Origin of the sequence: Pseudomonas sp. Leaf15 (assembly GCF_001421425.1) — a bacterium.
GTDB lineage: Bacteria > Pseudomonadota > Gammaproteobacteria > Pseudomonadales > Pseudomonadaceae > Aquipseudomonas > Aquipseudomonas salomonii.
The window spans coordinates 123,821-142,424 of record NZ_LMKI01000002.1; the positions used below are offsets into that span (position 1 = coordinate 123,821).

The 18,604-nt window shown below is 59.7% G+C and carries 19 protein-coding genes; 12 read left to right on the plus strand and 7 right to left on the minus strand.

The window, feature by feature from the left end; genetic code table 11:
* Window positions 1-66: 66 nt before the first annotated feature.
* From ligB to ASE80_RS03880, 4 genes are all read right to left on the minus strand, one after another.
* The gene (ligB, locus tag ASE80_RS03870; RefSeq protein WP_056857737.1) at window positions 67-1,731 is read right to left on the minus strand and encodes an NAD-dependent DNA ligase LigB; all 1,665 of its coding nucleotides are present in this window, start codon (window positions 1,729-1,731) and stop codon (window positions 67-69) included.
* Between the two features lie 95 nt (window positions 1,732-1,826).
* Complete coding sequence (locus ASE80_RS30600; protein ID WP_156376407.1) at window positions 1,827-2,000, minus strand: hypothetical protein; 174 nt, start codon at window positions 1,998-2,000, stop codon at window positions 1,827-1,829.
* Between the two features lie 68 nt (window positions 2,001-2,068).
* Entirely contained in the window at window positions 2,069-3,259 is a 1,191-nt protein-coding gene (gene metK / locus ASE80_RS03875) for a methionine adenosyltransferase (RefSeq protein WP_056857738.1), read from the minus strand.
* A 19-nt stretch (window positions 3,260-3,278) separates the two neighbouring features.
* The gene (locus tag ASE80_RS03880; protein ID WP_056857739.1) at window positions 3,279-4,274 is read right to left on the minus strand and encodes an ArsR/SmtB family transcription factor; all 996 of its coding nucleotides are present in this window, start codon (window positions 4,272-4,274) and stop codon (window positions 3,279-3,281) included.
* A 258-nt stretch (window positions 4,275-4,532) separates the two neighbouring features.
* Here ASE80_RS03880 and tkt point away from each other — a divergent pair, with 258 nt between their 5' ends.
* The 8 genes from tkt (at window position 4,533) to ASE80_RS03920 (ending at window position 12,588) form a co-directional block, all read left to right on the plus strand.
* Window positions 4,533-6,530, plus strand: a complete 1,998-nt coding sequence (tkt, locus tag ASE80_RS03885) for a transketolase (RefSeq protein ID WP_056857740.1) — start codon at window positions 4,533-4,535, stop codon at window positions 6,528-6,530.
* Window positions 6,531-6,696: 166 nt separating this feature from the next.
* Window positions 6,697-7,752 carry an erythrose-4-phosphate dehydrogenase gene (gene epd / locus ASE80_RS03890; protein ID WP_056857741.1) on the plus strand — a complete coding sequence of 352 codons (1,056 nt, stop codon included), beginning with the start codon at window positions 6,697-6,699 and terminating at the stop codon, window positions 7,750-7,752.
* A gap of 17 nt (window positions 7,753-7,769) precedes the next feature.
* Window positions 7,770-8,933, plus strand: a complete 1,164-nt coding sequence (locus ASE80_RS03895) for a phosphoglycerate kinase (protein WP_056857742.1) — start codon at window positions 7,770-7,772, stop codon at window positions 8,931-8,933.
* Between the two features lie 29 nt (window positions 8,934-8,962).
* On the plus strand, window positions 8,963-9,190 hold the full coding sequence (locus ASE80_RS03900) for a hypothetical protein (protein WP_056857743.1): 228 nt from the start codon (window positions 8,963-8,965) through the stop codon (window positions 9,188-9,190).
* A gap of 62 nt (window positions 9,191-9,252) precedes the next feature.
* Window positions 9,253-9,588 carry an MliC family protein gene (locus tag ASE80_RS03905; RefSeq protein WP_056857744.1) on the plus strand — a complete coding sequence of 112 codons (336 nt, stop codon included), beginning with the start codon at window positions 9,253-9,255 and terminating at the stop codon, window positions 9,586-9,588.
* A 280-nt stretch (window positions 9,589-9,868) separates the two neighbouring features.
* Window positions 9,869-10,933 (plus strand): class II fructose-bisphosphate aldolase, encoded by a 1,065-nt coding sequence (fba, locus tag ASE80_RS03910; RefSeq protein ID WP_003177554.1) that lies wholly within the window; start codon window positions 9,869-9,871, stop codon window positions 10,931-10,933.
* Window positions 10,934-11,060: 127 nt separating this feature from the next.
* Window positions 11,061-11,324 carry a helix-turn-helix transcriptional regulator gene (locus tag ASE80_RS03915; protein WP_236708801.1) on the plus strand — a complete coding sequence of 88 codons (264 nt, stop codon included), beginning with the start codon at window positions 11,061-11,063 and terminating at the stop codon, window positions 11,322-11,324.
* Window positions 11,317-12,588 carry a type II toxin-antitoxin system HipA family toxin gene (locus tag ASE80_RS03920; RefSeq protein ID WP_056857745.1) on the plus strand — a complete coding sequence of 424 codons (1,272 nt, stop codon included), beginning with the start codon at window positions 11,317-11,319 and terminating at the stop codon, window positions 12,586-12,588. The genes ASE80_RS03915 and ASE80_RS03920 overlap by 8 nt, the downstream gene beginning before the upstream one ends.
* 53 nt (window positions 12,589-12,641) lie before the next feature.
* Here the strand turns inward: ASE80_RS03920 and ASE80_RS03925 are convergent, their stop codons facing one another.
* A complete protein-coding gene (locus tag ASE80_RS03925) occupies window positions 12,642-12,929 on the minus strand; it encodes a hypothetical protein (RefSeq protein ID WP_056857746.1) in 288 nt (95 codons plus the stop codon).
* Window positions 12,930-13,586: 657 nt separating this feature from the next.
* Here ASE80_RS03925 and ASE80_RS03930 point away from each other — a divergent pair.
* The gene (locus tag ASE80_RS03930) at window positions 13,587-13,982 is read left to right on the plus strand and encodes a hypothetical protein (RefSeq protein ID WP_056857747.1); all 396 of its coding nucleotides are present in this window, start codon (window positions 13,587-13,589) and stop codon (window positions 13,980-13,982) included.
* A 43-nt stretch (window positions 13,983-14,025) separates the two neighbouring features.
* Here the strand turns inward: ASE80_RS03930 and ASE80_RS03935 are convergent, their stop codons facing one another.
* Entirely contained in the window at window positions 14,026-14,691 is a 666-nt protein-coding gene (locus ASE80_RS03935) for a polysaccharide lyase family 7 protein (protein WP_056857748.1), read from the minus strand.
* 310 nt (window positions 14,692-15,001) lie between these two features.
* Between ASE80_RS03935 and ASE80_RS03940 the strand changes: the two genes are divergently transcribed.
* Genes ASE80_RS03940 through ASE80_RS03950 form a run of 3 tightly spaced genes read left to right on the plus strand, consistent with a single transcriptional unit; the run spans window position 15,002 to window position 17,967 of the window.
* A complete protein-coding gene (locus tag ASE80_RS03940) occupies window positions 15,002-17,107 on the plus strand; it encodes a putative bifunctional diguanylate cyclase/phosphodiesterase (RefSeq protein ID WP_056857749.1) in 2,106 nt (701 codons plus the stop codon).
* A 43-nt stretch (window positions 17,108-17,150) separates the two neighbouring features.
* A complete protein-coding gene (locus ASE80_RS03945) occupies window positions 17,151-17,651 on the plus strand; it encodes a M48 metallopeptidase family protein (protein WP_056857750.1) in 501 nt (166 codons plus the stop codon).
* A 19-nt stretch (window positions 17,652-17,670) separates the two neighbouring features.
* Complete coding sequence (locus ASE80_RS03950) at window positions 17,671-17,967, plus strand: winged helix-turn-helix domain-containing protein (protein ID WP_056857751.1); 297 nt, start codon at window positions 17,671-17,673, stop codon at window positions 17,965-17,967.
* Between the two features lie 103 nt (window positions 17,968-18,070).
* Here the strand turns inward: ASE80_RS03950 and ASE80_RS03955 are convergent, their stop codons facing one another.
* On the minus strand, window positions 18,071-18,523 hold the full coding sequence (locus ASE80_RS03955; protein WP_056857752.1) for a GNAT family N-acetyltransferase: 453 nt from the start codon (window positions 18,521-18,523) through the stop codon (window positions 18,071-18,073).
* Window positions 18,524-18,604 lie beyond the last annotated feature (81 nt).

Genomic DNA, 18,604 nt, shown 5'->3' on the forward strand with positions numbered 1-18,604 from the left:
GGGGCTCCAAGGTCGCAATTGGATGGCAGGGTGAATTCTGCCGGGTTAAAAGTGGCTGGGCTGGGCTTAAAACCCGTCAATCCCTGCCACGCGTAATGTTTCAGCTAACGCTTGTACGTGTGGGTCGCGAAAAAAAGCGCTCAGTTGCGCCGCGCGGCCCGGGCCAATGCCGTCGGTGGCCAGCCAGGCTTGCGTGTCTTTGGCGGCCAGGGCCTGCCAGCCGCCCTCCAGATCGTTGCGCGCCGAAGGCGGTACGCCCAGGGCTTTTAGCCATTGTGCAAAGGGCCGTTGCCGCGCGCTTTGCAGGCTGTCGAGCACCCGGGCACGGCGGCGATCACCGAAGCCGTCAATGTTAGCAAGCTCTGCCGCATCCAGGGTTAACCAATCGAGAATGCCTGCGATTAGACCCGCCTGGATCAAAGCGTTCCAGGTTTCCCGGCCCATATAGGGCAGGGCCAGGCCCTGATTGCTGCTCAGCCAGGTCAGGCGCGCGAGCAATTGCTCCTCGCAACCGGGGTCCAGTTGCCAGCAACTCAAGGCGTGGAAGTCGCGCGCATCGGGCACATGCACCGCCACCCTGGTCTCGTTGCGCAGGATCACCTGCTCCAACCGCGGAATCACTTGGCCGGCAAGGCTGATGGAGACTTGATCGCCGGGGCGGATGTCCAGCGCGTGCCAGTGCTTCAAGGAGCCGACGCTGACACGGCGGATTTGCCGGTCGTCCAGCCGCACCGACTCCAGTTCCAGAATGGGCGTGATACGCCCCGTGCGGCCGATCTTGAACTGCACCTTGCGCACCAGCGCCAAAGCCCTGGTTACCGGGTACTTCCATGCGACCGCCCAATACGGCGCGCTGGCCTGCCAGCGCTTGGCGGGCGCGTGCAGGGCCTGGTGCAACACCACGCCATCGCTGGCAAAGGGCAGCGGATGGTTGTACCAGTAGCTGCGCCAATGCGCGGCCTCAGTGAGGTTTTGCACGGGGTGGCTGTAGCGACGGCTGTCGGTGAAGCCCCAGCGCGCGAGGGTGGCCAGCCGCGTGCTGAAGTCTGCCGGGCCTTCGGGCCAGGCCCAGACGAATAGCCCGACCCTGGAAGCCTCGGCCTCACTTAACTGTCGGCGATTCATCAGCCCGGCCACTTTGCTGCGGGCACTGAGCCCGCCGTGTTCGGACTGCACATGATCGTCAAGGCGCCAATAGAGTTCGCCTTGCAGCACCAGGTCGATGGGCTCGGGCAGTTGCTGGACAATGCCCTGGATCTTGCGCGCAGCGGCAGTCCAATCCTGACCGAGCAGGCCGTCGCCACGGCTGATGAGTCGGCTCAGGCGGCCTTTGCGATACACCAGCGTCACCGCAACGCCGTCGACCTTGGGCTGCACCCAGACGTCCTGGCGTGTCTTGAGCCACTCACCGACCGCTTCTTCATTCACCAGCTTTTCCAGGCCGGTATGGGCGACGGGATGCGGCCGTGTGCCGCGTGCACCTGCCAGCGGGTTGTCAGCCGTCGACCGTGTTTGCGCAAAACAGGCTTGCCAGCGCTCCAGGCGCTGGCGGGCCTGGTCATACAGCTCGTCGCTGACCGGAGACTGACCGAGCCGGTGGTAACTGTCATCCCAGAGCTTGATCTGTTCAGCCAGGGTGCCGACCTGTGAGCGCGCCTCTTCGGGGCAGTCTTCGGCCCAGGCCAGAAATGACAGGGCGCTGAGTACAAGGGCTATCAGTAAAGGCATCATGAGCATCCTTGCTCGGAAGGGACGCCCAGCCTAAGTGATCCCGGCGGGCACAAAAAAGCCCCGGCAGGGCGGGGCTTTTTACCGGGTGTTTCCAGTTACCTGAACAGGCCGCCCAATGCTTTCACAGCTTGGTGATTTTCCATCGTGGCTTCCTGTGTTTGCTGCTTGGCATCGACCCTGACCTCGGGCTCCGCGAGTTTGTTACAGCCTTTGTTGAGCTGCGCCTGTGCCGCTTTAAGGGGCTGGATGTTCGGCAGGTCAACCTGCAAAGGTCATTGCGCAGGCCATAAAAAGCCCCGCCGGGCGAACCCGGCGGGGCTTTTGGTGCAACGCGTGCTTACAGGCCGGCGGCTGTGCGCAAGTCGTTGGCGCGGTCGGTTTTTTCCCAGGTGAAGGTAGTGAAGGTGTCGTCGCCGACAGTCTTCTGTGCAGGGGTACGACCGAAGTGGCCGTAGGCTGCGGTGTCCTGGTACATCGGGTGCAGCAGGTCGAGCATGGTGGTGATGGCGTACGGGCGCAGGTCGAAGATCTCACGCACCAGCTTGACGATCTTGTCATCGCTGATCTTGCCGGTGCCGAAGGTGTTCAGCGAGATCGACGTAGGCTGGGCCACACCGATAGCGTAGGAAACCTGAATCTCGCAACGCTCAGCCAGGCCGGCCGCGACGATGTTCTTGGCCACGTAACGACCGGCGTAGGCCGCCGAACGGTCAACCTTGGAGGGGTCTTTACCCGAGAACGCGCCACCGCCGTGACGGGCCATGCCGCCGTAGCTGTCGACGATGATCTTGCGACCGGTCAGGCCGCAGTCGCCCACCGGGCCACCGATGATGAACTGGCCGGTCGGGTTGATGTGGAACTGGGTGTCTTTGGTCAGCAGTTCGGCAGGCAGCACGTGCTTGACGATCAGCTCCATCACGCCTTCACGCAGGTCGGCGTAGGACACGTCCGGGTTATGCTGGGTCGACAGTACAACGGCGTCGATACCCACCACTTTGCCGCCTTCGTAACGGCAGGTGACCTGGGACTTGGCGTCTGGGCGCAGCCACGGCAGCACGCCGGATTTACGTGCTTCGGCCTGGCGCTGCACCAGCTGGTGCGAGAAGGTGATCGGTGCTGGCATCAGCACGTCGGTTTCGTTGCTGGCGTAGCCGAACATCAGGCCCTGGTCGCCGGCGCCCTGATCTTCAGGCTTGGCGCGGTCCACACCCTGGTTGATGTCGGGGGACTGCTTGCCGATGATGTTCATCACGCCGCAGGTCGCGCCGTCGAAGCCGACGTCGGAGCTGTTGTAGCCAATGTCGGTGATCACGTCACGAACGATCTGCTCCAGGTCGACCCAGGCCGTGGTGGTGACTTCACCGGCGATGATCGCCACGCCCGTTTTCACCAGAGTCTCGCACGCCACACGGGCGAACTTGTCTTCAGCAATGATGGCGTCCAGCACCGCGTCAGAAATCTGGTCGGCGATTTTGTCCGGATGCCCTTCAGACACGGACTCGGAGGTGAAAAGGGAGTATTCGCTCATCTCGATGTTTTCCTGATATTTACCGATGGTGAGTGTCGCCAGTCGGTCGCTGAAAGTGGCGGACCTGGATCTGGAAACCATTACGTAAACCTACATAGAGGCTTTCCCCGGGAACGAGTCCCGCAGCGGTGGCCCAACGGGCCAGATCGTCCTGTTCAAAACCCAACCAGAGATCACCGCAGGCCTCCTTGGCCCAATTCTGGTTGTGGCTGCATAAATCTGTGACCAGCAGGCTGCCGCCCGGTTGCAGCAAATTCGCCATCTGCTTGAGGGCTTCGGCGGGGGCGGCAAAGTGGTGCAAGACCATGTTCAGCACCACGCAATCGGCCAGCAGGCTGGTGTCATTCAACGCGTCGGCCAACTGCAGGCTGACGTTGCCCAGCGCTTCGCGCTCGCACAGCTGGCGCGCCAGTTCAAGCATCGCCGGGCTGTTGTCCAGCGCGGTCACCTGCTTGAAGCGACGTGCCAGTTCCGGCAGGAAGCCACCGTCGCCGGGGCCAACTTCCAACGCCGTCGCCTCATCACTGAAGCTCAGCTTGTCCAACAGCGCCAGTACGCTTTCGCGGTATTGGGGCAAACCGGCGATCAAGTCCTGTTGGGCGCGAAACTTCTCGGCTACCCGTGAGAAAAAGTCCTGGCTGGCGGCGGCGCGTTGCCCGTGGACCTGGCTGATGCGCGACTGCACGTCGCTGGGCAGGCCCAAACTGTCTACCTCGTCGAGCAGGGCGGCGTGCAACTTGCCGCCGAGCAACTCGGTGTGGGGCAGGGCGCGACGATAAAAAATCGCATTGCCTTCGCGGCGCGTGGCGACCAGCTCGGCCTGGGCCAGCACCTTGAGGTGGTGGCTCATGCCGGACTGGCCGATGGCAAAGATCTGCGCCAGTTCCAGCACGCCAAAAGAGTCGTTGGCCAGTGCACGCAACACGTTCAGGCGCAACGGATCACCGGCGGCCTTGCATAAGGCAGCCAGCTCATCGCTGTCGTCGGGGCGCAGGGAAGGCACGGGTAGGTTCATAAGGCCAGCAGTCTAGTGACGGGTGGAAATCCCCGCAAGGCCAATATCAAAAAGTTTTGATATTGGTCGATAATCGGTAGTTATAAGCCACCGCTATAACCTTTAGACGAAGTGGTGGGCCGTTTCTGCAAGCCAATGCCGGGTAAACCGCAGGAAAAACACTTCAAGTGACTATCTGTCATTGCCCGCAGGCGGTGGCTGAGGGAAAATGCCGGTCCTTTTTTCCGTTTCTTCTACTCAAACCCCAGGAGATCAGCGATGCCCAGCCGTCGTGAGCGTGCCAACGCCATTCGTGCCCTCAGCATGGATGCCGTGCAAAAAGCCAACAGCGGCCATCCCGGTGCCCCGATGGGCATGGCGGATATCGCCGAGGTACTTTGGCGTGACTACCTGAAACACAACCCGAGCAACCCGTCGTTCGCCGACCGTGACCGCTTCGTGCTGTCCAACGGCCACGGTTCGATGCTGATCTATTCGCTGCTGCACCTGACCGGCTACGACGTCACCATCGATGACCTCAAGAGCTTCCGCCAGCTGCACAGCCGCACGCCGGGCCACCCGGAATTCGGTTACACCCCGGGCGTCGAAACCACCACCGGCCCACTGGGTCAGGGCCTGGCCAACGCCGTGGGTTTTGCCCTGGCTGAAAAAGTATTGGGCGCGCAGTTCAACCGCCCTGGCCACGACATCGTCGACCACCACACCTATGTGTTCCTGGGTGATGGCTGCATGATGGAAGGCATTTCCCACGAAGTCGCTTCCCTGGCCGGCACCCTGGGCCTGGGCAAGCTGATTGCCTTCTACGATGACAACGGCATCTCCATCGACGGCGAAGTCGAAGGCTGGTTCACCGACGACACGCCAAAGCGTTTCGAAGCCTACAACTGGCAAGTGATCCGCAACGTTGACGGCCACGATCCGGAAGAGATCAAGACCGCCATCGACACCGCCCGCAAGAGCGAGCAGCCGACCCTGATCTGCTGCAAGACCATCATCGGTTTCGGCTCGCCGAACAAGCAAGGTAAAGAAGACTGCCACGGCGCCCCACTGGGTGACGCGGAAATCGCCTTGGCTCGCGAAGCGCTGAAGTGGAACCACGGCCCGTTCGAAATCCCGGCTGACATCTACGCCGAGTGGAGCGCCAAGGAAAAAGGCCTGGCCGCCGAAGCCGAGTGGGACCAGCGTTTTGCGGCCTACTCCGCCGAATTCCCGGAATTGGCCAACGAGCTGGTGCGCCGCCTGGCCGGTGACCTGCCTGCCGACTTCTCGGAAAAAGCCTCGGCCTACATCGCCGAAGTTGCGGCCAAGGGCGAAACCATCGCCAGCCGTAAAGCCAGCCAGAACACCCTGAACGCCTTTGGCCCATTGCTGCCCGAGATCCTCGGCGGTTCGGCTGACCTGGCCGGTTCCAACCTGACCCTGTGGAAAGGTTGCAAAGGTGTGTCGGCCGAAGACGCCAGCGGCAACTACATGTACTACGGCGTGCGCGAGTTCGGCATGAGCGCCATCATGAACGGCGTGTCCCTGCACGGCGGCCTGGTGCCTTACGGCGCGACCTTCCTGATGTTCATGGAATACGCGCGTAACGCGGTACGTATGGCCGCGCTGATGAAGAAGCGCGTGATCCATGTGTACACCCACGACTCCATCGGCCTGGGCGAAGACGGCCCGACGCACCAGCCGGTCGAGCAACTGACCAGCCTGCGTACCACCCCGAACCTGGATTGCTGGCGCCCAGCCGACGCGGTGGAATCCGCGGTGGCCTGGAAGCACGCGATCGAGCGCAAGGACGGCCCTTCGGCGCTGATCTTCTCGCGTCAGAACCTGCAGCACCAAGTGCGTACCGACGCGCAGATCGCCAACATCAGCCGTGGCGGTTATGTGCTCAAAGACTGCATCGGCGAGCCGGAACTGATCCTGATCTCCACCGGTTCCGAAGTCGGCCTGACGGTTCAAGCCTACGACAAGCTGACCGAGCAGGGCCGCAACGTTCGCGTGGTGTCCATGCCGTGCATCAGCCTGTTCGAAGCCCAGGACGCGGACTACAAGCAATCGGTGCTGCCGTTGCAGGTCAGCGCACGTATCGCCATCGAAGCGGCTCACGCCGACTACTGGTACAAGTACGTGGGCCTGGAAGGCCGCGTGATCGGCATGACCACCTACGGTGAGTCCGCGCCGGCGCCAGCCTTGTTCGAAGAGTTCGGTTTCACCCTGGAAAACATCCTGGGTCAGGCTGAAGAGCTGCTGGAAGACTAAGGCTGTAGATTGAGGTGGCTGTGCCGGCCTCTTCGCGAGCAAGCCCGCTCCCACACTTGACCGGGTTCACACAGTTGTAATTGTGAACCCATTCATGTGTGGGAGCGGGCTTGCTCGCGAAAGCGGTCTAACAGCCACCCCATTACCCAAGGTAATCGAGAACCCCATGCCTCAACCGCGTCCCTACAAAGTTGCACTCAACGGCTACGGCCGCATTGGTCGTTGCGTCTTGCGTGCTCTGTTCGAGCGAGGGGCGGCGGCCGGGTTTGAAATTGTGGCGATCAACGATTTGGCCGACATGGCCAGCATCGAATACCTGACACGCTTTGACTCCACTCACGGCCGATTCCCCGGCGAAGTGCGGGTTGAGGGCGATTGTCTGCATATTAATGGCACCTGCGTGAAGGTCTTGCGCAGTGCCACCCCCGAAGGCATCGACTGGAAAGCACTGGGCGTTGACCTGGTGCTGGAATGCTCCGGTGTCTATCACACCCGTGCCGACGGTCAGCGTTTTCTCGACGCCGGCGCACCGCGTGTGCTGTTTTCCCAGCCGATGGCCAGCGAGGCGGATGTCGACGCCACCATCGTCTACGGCATCAACCAGGATTGCCTGACCGGCGATGAGCTGCTGGTGTCCAACGCGTCCTGCACCACCAACTGCAGCGTGCCGTTGTTGCGCCTGCTGGACCAGGCGATCGGCCTGGATTACGTGTCGATCACCACCATTCACTCGGCAATGAACGACCAGCCGGTGATCGACGCCTATCATCATGAAGACCTGCGCCGCACGCGCTCGGCATTCCAGTCAGTGATTCCGGTGTCTACCGGCCTGGCCCGTGGCATCGAGCGACTGTTGCCGGAACTTGCCGGGCGAATCCAGGCCAAAGCCGTACGGGTGCCGACGGTGAACGTGTCTTGCCTGGACATCACCATGCAAACCGTCAGCGACACTGACGCGACGGAGGTCAACCGGATCCTGCGCGACGCCGCCACCAGCGGCCCGCTCAAGGGCTTGTTGGCCTACACCGAGTTGCCGCACGCCAGTTGTGATTTCAACCATGACCCGCATTCGGCGATTGTCGATGCCAGCCAGACCCGTGTTTCCGGCCCCAGGCTGGTGAACATCCTGGCCTGGTTCGACAACGAATGGGGCTTTGCCAACCGCATGTTGGATGTTGCAGGGCACTATCTGCACATCGCCACTAAACAACCTCAACAGTAATTCAGGAACTGCGACCCATGACCGTGTTGAAGATGACCGACCTCGATCTGCAAGGTAAGCGCGTACTGATTCGCGAAGACCTCAACGTCCCAGTCAAGGACGGTGTTGTCACCAGCGATGCGCGAATCCTGGCCTCGCTGCCGACCATCAAGCTGGCCCTGGAAAAAGGCGCGGCCGTGATGGTCTGCTCCCACCTGGGTCGCCCGACCGAAGGTGAGTTCTCCGCTGAAAACAGCCTCAAGCCTGTGGCCGACTACCTGAGCAAGGCCCTGGGCCGCGACGTGCCGCTGGTAGCCGACTACCTGGGCGGCGTCGACGTCAAGCCTGGCGACATCGTGCTGTTCGAGAACGTGCGCTTTAACAAAGGCGAGAAAAAGAACAGCGACGAGCTGGCCCAGCAATACGCGGCCCTGTGCGACGTGTTCGTGATGGACGCTTTCGGCACCGCGCACCGCGCCGAGGGTTCGACCCACGGCGTGGCCAAGTTCGCTAAAGTGGCAGCGGCTGGCCCATTGCTGGCTGCTGAGCTGGATGCATTGGGCAAGGCGCTGGGTGCTCCGGCACAACCGATGGCTGCCATCGTGGCCGGCTCCAAAGTGTCGACCAAGCTGGACGTGCTCAACAGCCTCAGCACCATCTGCAATCAGCTGATTGTCGGCGGCGGCATTGCCAACACCTTCCTGGCCGCAGCCGGGCACCCGGTGGGCAAGTCGCTGTATGAGCCAGACCTGCTCGATACTGCCCGCGCCATCGCCGCCAAAGTCAGCGTGCCGCTGCCGGTGGACGTGGTGGTTGCCAAGGAATTCGCGGAAAGCGCCGAAGCCACCGTCAAGCTCATCGCTGACGTGGCGGCGGACGACATGATTCTGGATATCGGCCCACAAACGGCGGCTAACTTTGCGCAACTGCTGAAAGCTTCCCAGACCATTTTGTGGAACGGCCCGGTTGGCGTGTTCGAGTTCGACCAGTTCGGCAACGGCACCAAAGTGCTGGCCAAGGCGATTGCCGAAAGCTCGGCATTCTCCATCGCCGGTGGCGGTGACACCCTGGCCGCCATCGATAAATATGGCGTTGCTGACCAGATCTCCTACATTTCTACCGGTGGCGGCGCATTCCTCGAATTCGTCGAAGGCAAAGTGTTGCCGGCCGTTGAAGTGCTGGAAACCCGAGCCAAAGGTTAAGGCTCGTGATCCGGAAAAGGAGCATTCCCATGATCAAGTCGTTGGCACTGGTGATCGCAGCGGGCCTGTTGGCCGGCTGCGGCAGCACGCCAAGCGCTGCGCCCGAGGCGCAAGCGCCTGGGGCTGCGCCGAAAAAAAGCTGCTACCAGGCCGACTGGCAAGCCGAAACCATGCCGGTGATCAACAAGCGCATCGGCAATGAACGGCTGGAACAATACGACGCCGCGCCCAACGGTCAGGAACAGGGTTGCCCATGACGGGTCTGATCAACTAACCGACAGCAGTGGCGGCCTTTGGGGCCGTCGTTCGAGGAGTGGCAATGAAAGGCGTTTTCGCCCTGGCAGCCCTGGCCTTGTTGGCCGGTTGCAGCAGCATGAACATGTTCAACAAGGCGGCTGAGCCGGCAGACAAATGGACCACCTGGACCTGCGACAGCAAGGCCGAGGTCAACTGGCGCTTTGCCAACCCGGCCCGTTCCGAAGTGGATGTACGCCTCGGCGGTGCCGACCAGGTTTATCGCCTCAAGCAAGAGGTTGCCGCCTCGGGCGTGCTGTACAGCGACGGCCAACTGGCGTTTCACACAAAAGGTGAGGAAGGCCTGGTTTACTGGGTCGCCACCGATGATTTGATTGGGCGTGGCTGTAAGGCCCAGTAATGCAGAACACGATCTCAAAATAAATGAGATCAAAATGTGGGAGCTGGCTTGCCTGCGATTGCGGTGGGTCAGCAAAACAAATGTTGTCTGATTTGCCCCCATCGCAGGCAAGCCAGCTCCCACATTGATCCGGTTCCAAAGGCACTAATGTGTAAACCGGACACTGCAATAACGATTCAGCAGCTCAAGCTTAACCCCTTGATCTGCAATAACTTGAATAGCAGCCGCCGCTACGGCAGGCTTGCACGATTAACGACCCTCGACCGGGAGAGACAACACAATGGCACTTATCAGCATGCGTCAAATGCTGGACCACGCAGCCGAGTTCGGCTACGGCGTCCCAGCCTTTAACGTCAACAACCTTGAGCAGATGCGCGCCATCATGGAAGCCGCTGACAAGACCGACTCCCCCGTGATCGTCCAGGCTTCGGCCGGTGCGCGCAAATACGCCGGCGCCCCGTTCCTGCGTCACCTGATCCTCGCTGCGATCGAAGAATTCCCGCACATCCCGGTGTGCATGCACCAGGACCACGGCACCAGCCCTGACGTGTGCCAGCGCTCTATCCAACTGGGCTTCAGCTCGGTAATGATGGACGGCTCCCTGGGCGAAGACGGCAAGACCCCGACCGACTACGAGTACAACGTACGCGTGACCCAACAGACCGTGGCCATGGCACACGCCTGTGGTGTGTCGGTTGAAGGCGAGCTGGGCTGCCTGGGTTCGCTGGAAACCGGTATGGCCGGCGAAGAAGACGGCATCGGCGCCGAAGGCGTGCTGGATCACAGCCAGATGCTGACCGACCCGGAAGAAGCCGCTGACTTCGTGAAAAAGACCCAAGTGGACGCCCTGGCCATCGCCATCGGCACCAGCCACGGCGCCTACAAGTTCACCAAGCCACCTACCGGCGACGTGCTGGCCATCGACCGCATCAAGGAAATCCACAAGCGCATCCCTAACACCCACCTAGTGATGCACGGCTCTTCCTCGGTACCGCAAGAGTGGCTGGCGATCATCAACCAGTACGGCGGCGACATCAAAGAAACCTACGGCGTGCCGGTTGAAGAAATCGTCGAAGGCATCAAGTACGGCGTGCGCAAGGTCAACATCGACACCGACCTGCGCCTGGCGTCCACCGGCGCAATGCGTCGCCTGATGGCCACCAACCCGAGCGAATTTGACCCACGTAAATTCTTCGGCGCCACCGTGACGGCCATGCGTGATGTATGTATCGCTCGTTACGAAGCCTTTGGGACTGCCGGTAATGCTTCGAAGATCAAACCGATCTCGTTGGAAGCCATGTACCAGCGTTACCTGAAAGGTGAGTTGAACGCCAAGGTGAACTAAGCCTTAAGCGTTTAAAAAGAAGCCCGCAGCGATGCGGGCTTTTTTGTGGCCGCGCGTTACAGACGGAAGGTAGTTGAAATGTCCGTTATAGTGGACATAATCATGATTGATACTTTAAAAGTCCTATATGGGTGACATTTTGCTTATCACCAATCCTCCCTCATTTGGCGAACGGCTGAGACAGCTGCGGCGGGCGAAGCAATACAGTCAGCAACAGCTCGCGGAAAAAGCTCGATGCAGTCGCAAGACAATCATTGATCTTGAAGCGGGGGAGAATGTGGCTATGTATACCGTATTCAGGGTGATTACCGCATTGGGAATGGCACTGGAGGTGGTTGATCGGCGCATCGACCTCAAATCCCTTGCCGAACTGGTAGAGCGCGATGAGTAAGGTCAAGCGGCTCAACATAACCACGCCCCAAGGCATGGCAGGCGAGCTGTCCAAAGGCTCACAGTTTTCGTTCGCCTATGCCTCGGCGCAGGCTTCGTCTGAAGTGTCATTGGTCATGCCCTATGACCCGACGCCTGCGGTCAGCAACGTCCTGCATCCGATTTTTGATATGAATGTGCCGGAGGGTTTCCTGGCTGATCAGATTAAACGTCGCATGGCCAAGCATATGCAGGTGGACGAAATGCGTTTGCTGTCGATCATTGGTGGCAATCAGATCGGTCGATTGAGTTACGAGAACCCCGTTGAAGCGTCTGCACCGGTGAAAGCGCAAGTGGGGTTGCAAGAAATCCTTTCTGCGGATGCCTCACAAGGCGTATTCGACTTCCTGGTCGAGACCTACTTTGAGTCAGGTATTTCCGGGGTGCAGCCGAAGGTGCTGGTACCTGATCTGGATAAGCTGACAGGCAGTCGCAAAACCATGCTCAGTTCTGACTTGATCGTGAAGTCCGGCGCTGATGAATATGCACACTTGGCCCAGAACGAATTCCTCTGTTTGGAAGCTGCTCGCCTTGCCGGCATGCAAACTCCGCGTTTCTGGCTGTCGGAACGTGGTGATCTCTTTGTCATGGAGCGTTTTGATCTGACGGCGTCTGGCAGGTTGGGGTTCGAGGATATGGCAGTGCTGTTGGGACTGAACAAAGATCCTCATGACAACTACAAGTATTCCCAAAGTTACGAAACGCTAGCCGCGGTGATAAATGAGGTTTGCCGACAGGGTGATGTGCTGCGTGAACTCGAACGTTTTTATTCATCTGTGTGCTTGTCGGTCATGGTGCGCAATGGCGATGCTCATCTGAAAAATTTCGGTGTGCTCTATACCCATCCCGGTGCGCTGGAAACCGTGCAGTTAGCCCCTGTGTTCGATGTCACAACGACTACCGTGTATGAAAATTACAACCCCAAGTCTGGTCAGTCACTGGTCGACCGTACCTTGGCGATCAAGATGAACAAGGTAAAGGCCTACCCGGATCGCCAGCAACTGATCGAGTTCGGTCGCAAGCACTGTGGTGTTGCAAACCCAGGCGCGATTATTGAGCGAATTAGCGATGCCATGTCTGAGGCGCTAAGCGCGCATAAAGTACACATCGACGTTGAGCTGTTTTCAACGATGCAGAAGGAGTGGGACGCCGGCCGCGCAATGGCGCTTCATGATTCGGTGGTATCGGGTATGAGACGAAAACCAGTGGAAAAACGGGCGCCATAAGTACCTGCAAAGAAGCCCGCAGCGATGCGGGCTTTTTTGTGGCTGGGATTTGATCAGGCGGCGGTGTCGAGGCCTCGGTGCTCGATGACGCGGAACACGTCGCTCACGTCCTGCACCAGAATACGTGCGGTATTGGCCACGTTATTCAGGTCGCTCTCGGCGAAGTCCGGCAGGCTGGAGCAGGCCATCAGGTTGAGGTGTTCGAGGGCGGCGTTGAGGCGTTCGCGCAGGCAGGCGTGGAGGTCGGGCAGTGGGGCGGCGCTGTCGATCAAGAGCACGGGTGAGTCAGTGGCGGACTCGGTGCAGGGGTAGAAGCGGCGGGGTGGTAATGGGTCGGTCATGGCAAATATTCCTCGTATCTAGAAGGACTACCGCCGATCGCTGCGAAACGAATGGGTGGTAGCTGTGTGCGGGTTCGCAGACCGAGGATACGAGGAACCCGGCAGACCCGAAGGTCTCCCACACACAGCCACCATAAAGTAAACGTCGGGCGCAGAAGCGCTCCACGTTGCATTCATGATGCTCGGTTACACACGTATCGTTAGGGCTGCGAAACCCTATCGCTGTTCTCAGCGACCGGCGAACTATAAGCGGCGATCTGTCTGCCCGCAACGGTCGTGTAGGACGAGCACGTCACCTGCAGCCGAAGCATAACCAATGTGGGAGCCGGGCTTGCCCGCGATGGCGGTGTGTCAGGCTCTGCTAATGGTGCCTGATACACCGCCATCGCGGGCAAGCCCGGCTCCCACAGGGTTCGGTGGTGAGTTTAAGTGGTTGGATTAATCCGAGAATAGTCTTTGTATCTGTCGGAGTTTGCCTACGAATATCATCGACTCAAAAGTGCTTTGCAATCGGAAGTCTCCTGAAACCAGTCAGTAAAATTCCCGGTGCCTTTATAGTTTTTCTGTTTTATTTGTACGCCATTAAAAGTGCGCTTTTATCCGTCTCTGATCATTTAAGGTTGATCTTTAAATGTATTCAATGATGGAGAATTGATAATGAACTTGATAAAAGTCGCTGGCGCTATCATCGCGTTGCTCGCAGCAGGATCTTTTGCCCACGCCGAGGGCCGAATATTCACCGCATCTGTTAACGAAAAGGGGCAAGTTACTGCACAGTCGCCTAAGTGGCTGAAAGAGGTTAAGTTGACCGCGCAGCCTGACTATTTTTCAACCTATAAGGTCAGGTTCATACCGGGCGTATTTAAAGAACCTCCCCGTTTCTGCACGGTTTCGGTCACCGATGTGAGCTCCAACGAACATATCTTCTATGGCCATGCCAAGTTGGGCAGTGTGCCGGCGGTCAATTACATTAACGTATTGACGCTCAAGGTCGGCGATAACAAACCCGCCGGTGATTCATCGATGGGCTTTATGCTGATGTGCGTTGAATAACCTCACTCAGAAGCCCCGTGATTAACGGGGCTTCTGTCACGCTTTATTCGTGATCAATATCCAGCTTGGCAAACGTTACCCGTGCGCCTTCCTTGCTGTCGCCGCTGTTGTCCTGCACATACACGCCGGCCTTGAAGTACAGCGGTTTGGCACCCCACGCGGCGCCGATGCGTTCGTTCCATTCGCCATCTGCGGCGTGCACATTGAGCAACCCGGCTTTATTGAGGTTGATCACGTAGGTAAAACTCTTGTTGAGCGGCACATTGGAGGCGACGGTGACCACACGCCCCTCGCCATCATCCGGGCGCATGCGCACCTTGGCGACGATGTTGCCGGTCTGGGTTTTTTCCTTGAATTGGTACTCCAGCTTGATCAGTGGTTTCTGGCTGTCATACGCGTGGATCTGGCCGATGACCACTTTGCCGCTGGAGGGCACCTGGTTGACGGCCACGGTGGCGCGCAGGAAGTTGTTGGCCTCGTTGTAAGTCCAGTTGCGCAGGCGCCCATCCGCGTAGGTTTCGCGTAACTCGCTGCGTGGGTAGATGGCGTTTTCGGTACGGGTGCCGGTCACGGGTGTCCAGAATTGCACGTTGCTGCCTTCGGCCTGGAAGTACTGGTCTTTGAAGCCGCTCAGCAGCTTGGGGGTGTCGATGGTCGTGGGCGGGGAGCCGACCGGGATGCTCAGGTTCCAGGTGGAAAGGTCGATCATGGTGTTGGCCTTTTACAGAGAATGAAGGCTTTAGCCCGAGGGCTGCGCAGGTTCTTTATAAGCGGTAGTAACCAAGTTGTTAATTAAGCGCTGGCAAATTATTGGCGTCAGCTAAATGCCAAAAAGCCATGTTTCCCACAGGCCGTGGGCTGTAGGGCTTGACCGTTAGTCGGCTTCCTGAGCTTTGGCGCAATGATGGCACCCACGTCACTTCTGCTTTTTTTAAAGCGGGGCTAGAGTGAGCCCTCTGTGTTTGTCCGGTTTTTGTAGCAGAAGTGACCGGTGCAGCCCCTCAAGGAAGAGACGTAGCATGGATTGCGCACCACACCCCGGCGATGGCAGTTCGGTTCTTCTGGTAGTCGATGACTACCCCGAGAACCTCATCAGCATGCGTGCGCTTTTGCAGCGTGAAGACTGGCACGTGATCACGGCCGCCTCCGGGCTGGAAGCCCTGGAATTGCTGCTCGCCCACGAGGTCGACCTAGTGTTGCTGGATGTGCGCATGCCCGGCATGGACGGCTTTGAAGTCGCACGCCTGATGCGCGGCAGCCAGCGTACGCGCATGACGCCGATTATCTTTCTGACGGCCCACGCCCAATCGTCCGACGCCGTGCAGGAAGGCTACGCCAGCGGTGCGATCGACTATCTGTTCAAGCCCTTTGACCCGCATATCCTCAAGCCCAAGGTCCAGGCCCTGCTGGAACACCAACGCAACCGCCGGGCCTTGCAGCGGCTGAGCCATGACCTGGAGCTGGCGCGTGCCTTTAACGCCTCGGTGCTCGACAACGCCGCCGAAGGCCTGCTGGTGGTGGGCGAGGGCAGTGTGATCGAGTACGCCAACCCGGCCATTTCACGCTTGCTGAACGCCACCATGGCCGAGTTGCAGGGCGAGAGCTTTTTGAGCTTCCTGCAAAAGCCCCATGTGCCCGCGTGGTTGAGTTTCCCGATGTACGAGGCGTACCGGCGGGGTGAAACGTGGCGCCAGCATGACGCAATCTTGCGCACCGGGCGTGGTCAGCAGGTGCCGGTGGCGTTGTCCTGTGCACCGCTGCCCGCCGAGCAGAAGGCCATGGTGGTGACCGTGCTGGACATGTCCGAGGTACGCCATCTGCATCAGCAGTTGGAGTTCCAGGCCGTGACCGACCCTTTGACGGGGCTGTTGAACCGGCGTGGCTTTCACCAGGCGGTGGAGAACCTCTTGTTGCGCAGCGAGCGTAACGAGCAGTCGCTGGTGTTGCTGTACCTGGACCTGGACGGTTTCAAGCGGGTCAATGACTCGTTGGGCCACGACGCGGGCGACCGCGTGCTGCGCTGGGTCTCGGAGCAGATGCAGGCGTGTCTGCGCTCCTGCGACATTCTTGGGCGCATGGGCGGGGATGAGTTCACCGCGTTGCTGGAATTGGAGTTCCCGGAGCAGGCCGCCAAGATTGCGGAAAAACTGATCGAAAGGGTGTCTGTGTGCCAGCAAGTGGACGGTTTGGAGGTGATGCTCGGCGTCAGCATCGGCATCGCCACGTTCCCGGACTGCGGCTCCGACCTGAGTGGTCTGTTGCGTGCGGCGGATATCGCCATGTACGAAGCCAAGCGCGCGGGGCGTCAGCAATATCGCTATTACGATCAGGAAATGAACGGCCGTGCCCGTTCGCGGCTGATGCTGGAAGACAGTGTGCGCACCGCGATCCACAACAAGGATTTCACTTTGGTCTACCAGCCACAGGTTTCGCTGGAAGACGGGCGCTTGCGCGGTGTCGAGGCGCTGTTGCGCTGGCAGCACCCCAGCGTCGGCGATGTGCCGCCGGGCTTGTTCTTGCCGCTGCTGGAAGAGGCGCGGCTGATCAGCCAGTTGAGCGCCTGGATCTACCAGCAAGTCGCTGCCCAGCGCCAGGCCTGGCAAGCCACCTTCGATGAAGCGCTGGTGCTGAGCGTGAGTTTGAGTGCCAGCCAGTTCAACATGCCCAACCTCGCCAGCCAACTGCAGCAGGTCCTTGAGCGACATGGGTTGCAGGGGCGCCAGCTGGAGGTGGAAATCAGTGAAGACAGCCTGATGAGTAACCTTGAAGAGACCCATAAGCAGCTCAAGTTACTGCGCCAGATCGGCGTGCGCATTGCCCTGGATGATTTCGGCCTGGGCCAATGCTCCCTGGCCCACCTGCGGGACCTGGCGTTCGACACGCTCAAGCTCGACCCGCAACTGGTGGCGCGCCTGCCGGGCTCGGTACGGGACGCGGCGATGGCGCGCAGTATCATCCAGTTATGCGCTCATTTTGAGGTGTTGGTGATCGCCGAGGGTGTGGAAACCCTCGAGCAGTCAACGTGGCTCAAGGCCAATGGCTGCGCCTTTATCCAGGGGCCGTTGGCGGCCCAACCGTTGGTGGCGGAGGAAGTGGCTGCCTGGTCCCACCCTCGTCTGCTGTGAATTCGCTACACTGGCGGCCATTCGAACCCTGTTGCAGAGCCCCATGACCGCGCTGAAATACCTCCAGGCCTACCCCGCAGCGCTTCAAGAGCAAGTGCGCCAATTGATCGCCAAGGACCAGTTGGGCGCCTACCTGGAGCAACGCTACCCCGAGCGCCACGGCGTGCAGAGCGACAAGGCGTTATACAGCTATGCCCTGGCATTGAAGCAGGAACACCTGCGCAACGCACCGGCCATCGACAAAGTGCTGTTCGACAACCGCCTGGACCTTACCCACCGCGCCCTGGGCCTGCACACCACGATTTCGCGGGTGCACGGCGGCAACCTCAAAGCCAAGAAAGAGATCCGCATTGCTGCCTTGTTCAAGGAGGCCGCGCCGGAGTTTCTGCGCATGATCGTGGTACACGAGCTGGCGCACTTCAAGGAATCGGACCACAACAAGGCGTTCTATAAACTCTGTGAGTACATGATGCCGGGCTACCATCAGGTGGAATTCGACCTGCGGGTGTACCTCACCTATCGCGACTTGCAGGGCAAGCCCTAACTTCACAAGGCGTTCGAGCATGGATGTGAGCAAGACCAAAAGCAGTTTCTACCGCCGCCTGTATGTGGCCTACCTGATCGACAGCGGCCAGGCCAGCAGCGTGCCGGCACTGACCGACGCCACCGGCATGCCACGGCGCACGGCGCAGGACACGATTGCGGCGTTGGCTGATCTGGATATCGTGTGTGAATTCGAGCAGGAGGACGGTGCGCGCAATCATGCCGGGTGTTATCGGATTCGCAGCTGGGGCGCGATTGATCGGCGCTGGATCGAGGCGAACCTGGTGTCGATCAAGCAGGTGTTGGGTTATCCCTGAGCAGGGTGCCAAGCAGGTCTGGCCTCATCGCAGGCAAGCCAGCTCCCACACTTGAAGTGTTCGCAAATCAAATGTGGGAGCTGGCTTGCCTGCGATGGCGTCCTTACTGGCGCCGCATACCAATGTGTGGAATGTCATCCTCCAGGTATTCCTCACCCGCCACCGCAAACCCATACCGCCCGTAATACCCCTGCAAATGCGCCTGGGCTGACAGATAGATCGGCGTCTGCGGCCAGATGTCTTCAATGCGCTTGAGCGCTTCTTCCATCATCTGGTGCCCCAGCCCGGTACCGCGTGCCACCGGTGCCACGATCACCCGGCCAATCACCACGTCACCGCCCTGGGATTCCGGGTCCAGCAGGCGCAGATAAGCCACCAGCACGTCATCTTTCCAGGCCATCAAGTGGTGGGTATCGCCCGAAAGATCCTGCCCGTCGAGGTCTTGATACACGCATTTTTGCTCGACGACGAACACCTCATTGCGCAGACGCATAATGGCGTACAGCTGCTCTTTGCCGAGGTCTTCGTGATGTTTGCAGACCCATTCAACCGTCATGGCGTTTTCCCTTATTAATGTCTGTTGCCGATAGTAAGCGCCATCGGCCGCCCTGTCTAAAGCGAGCATTTTTGTGAATGG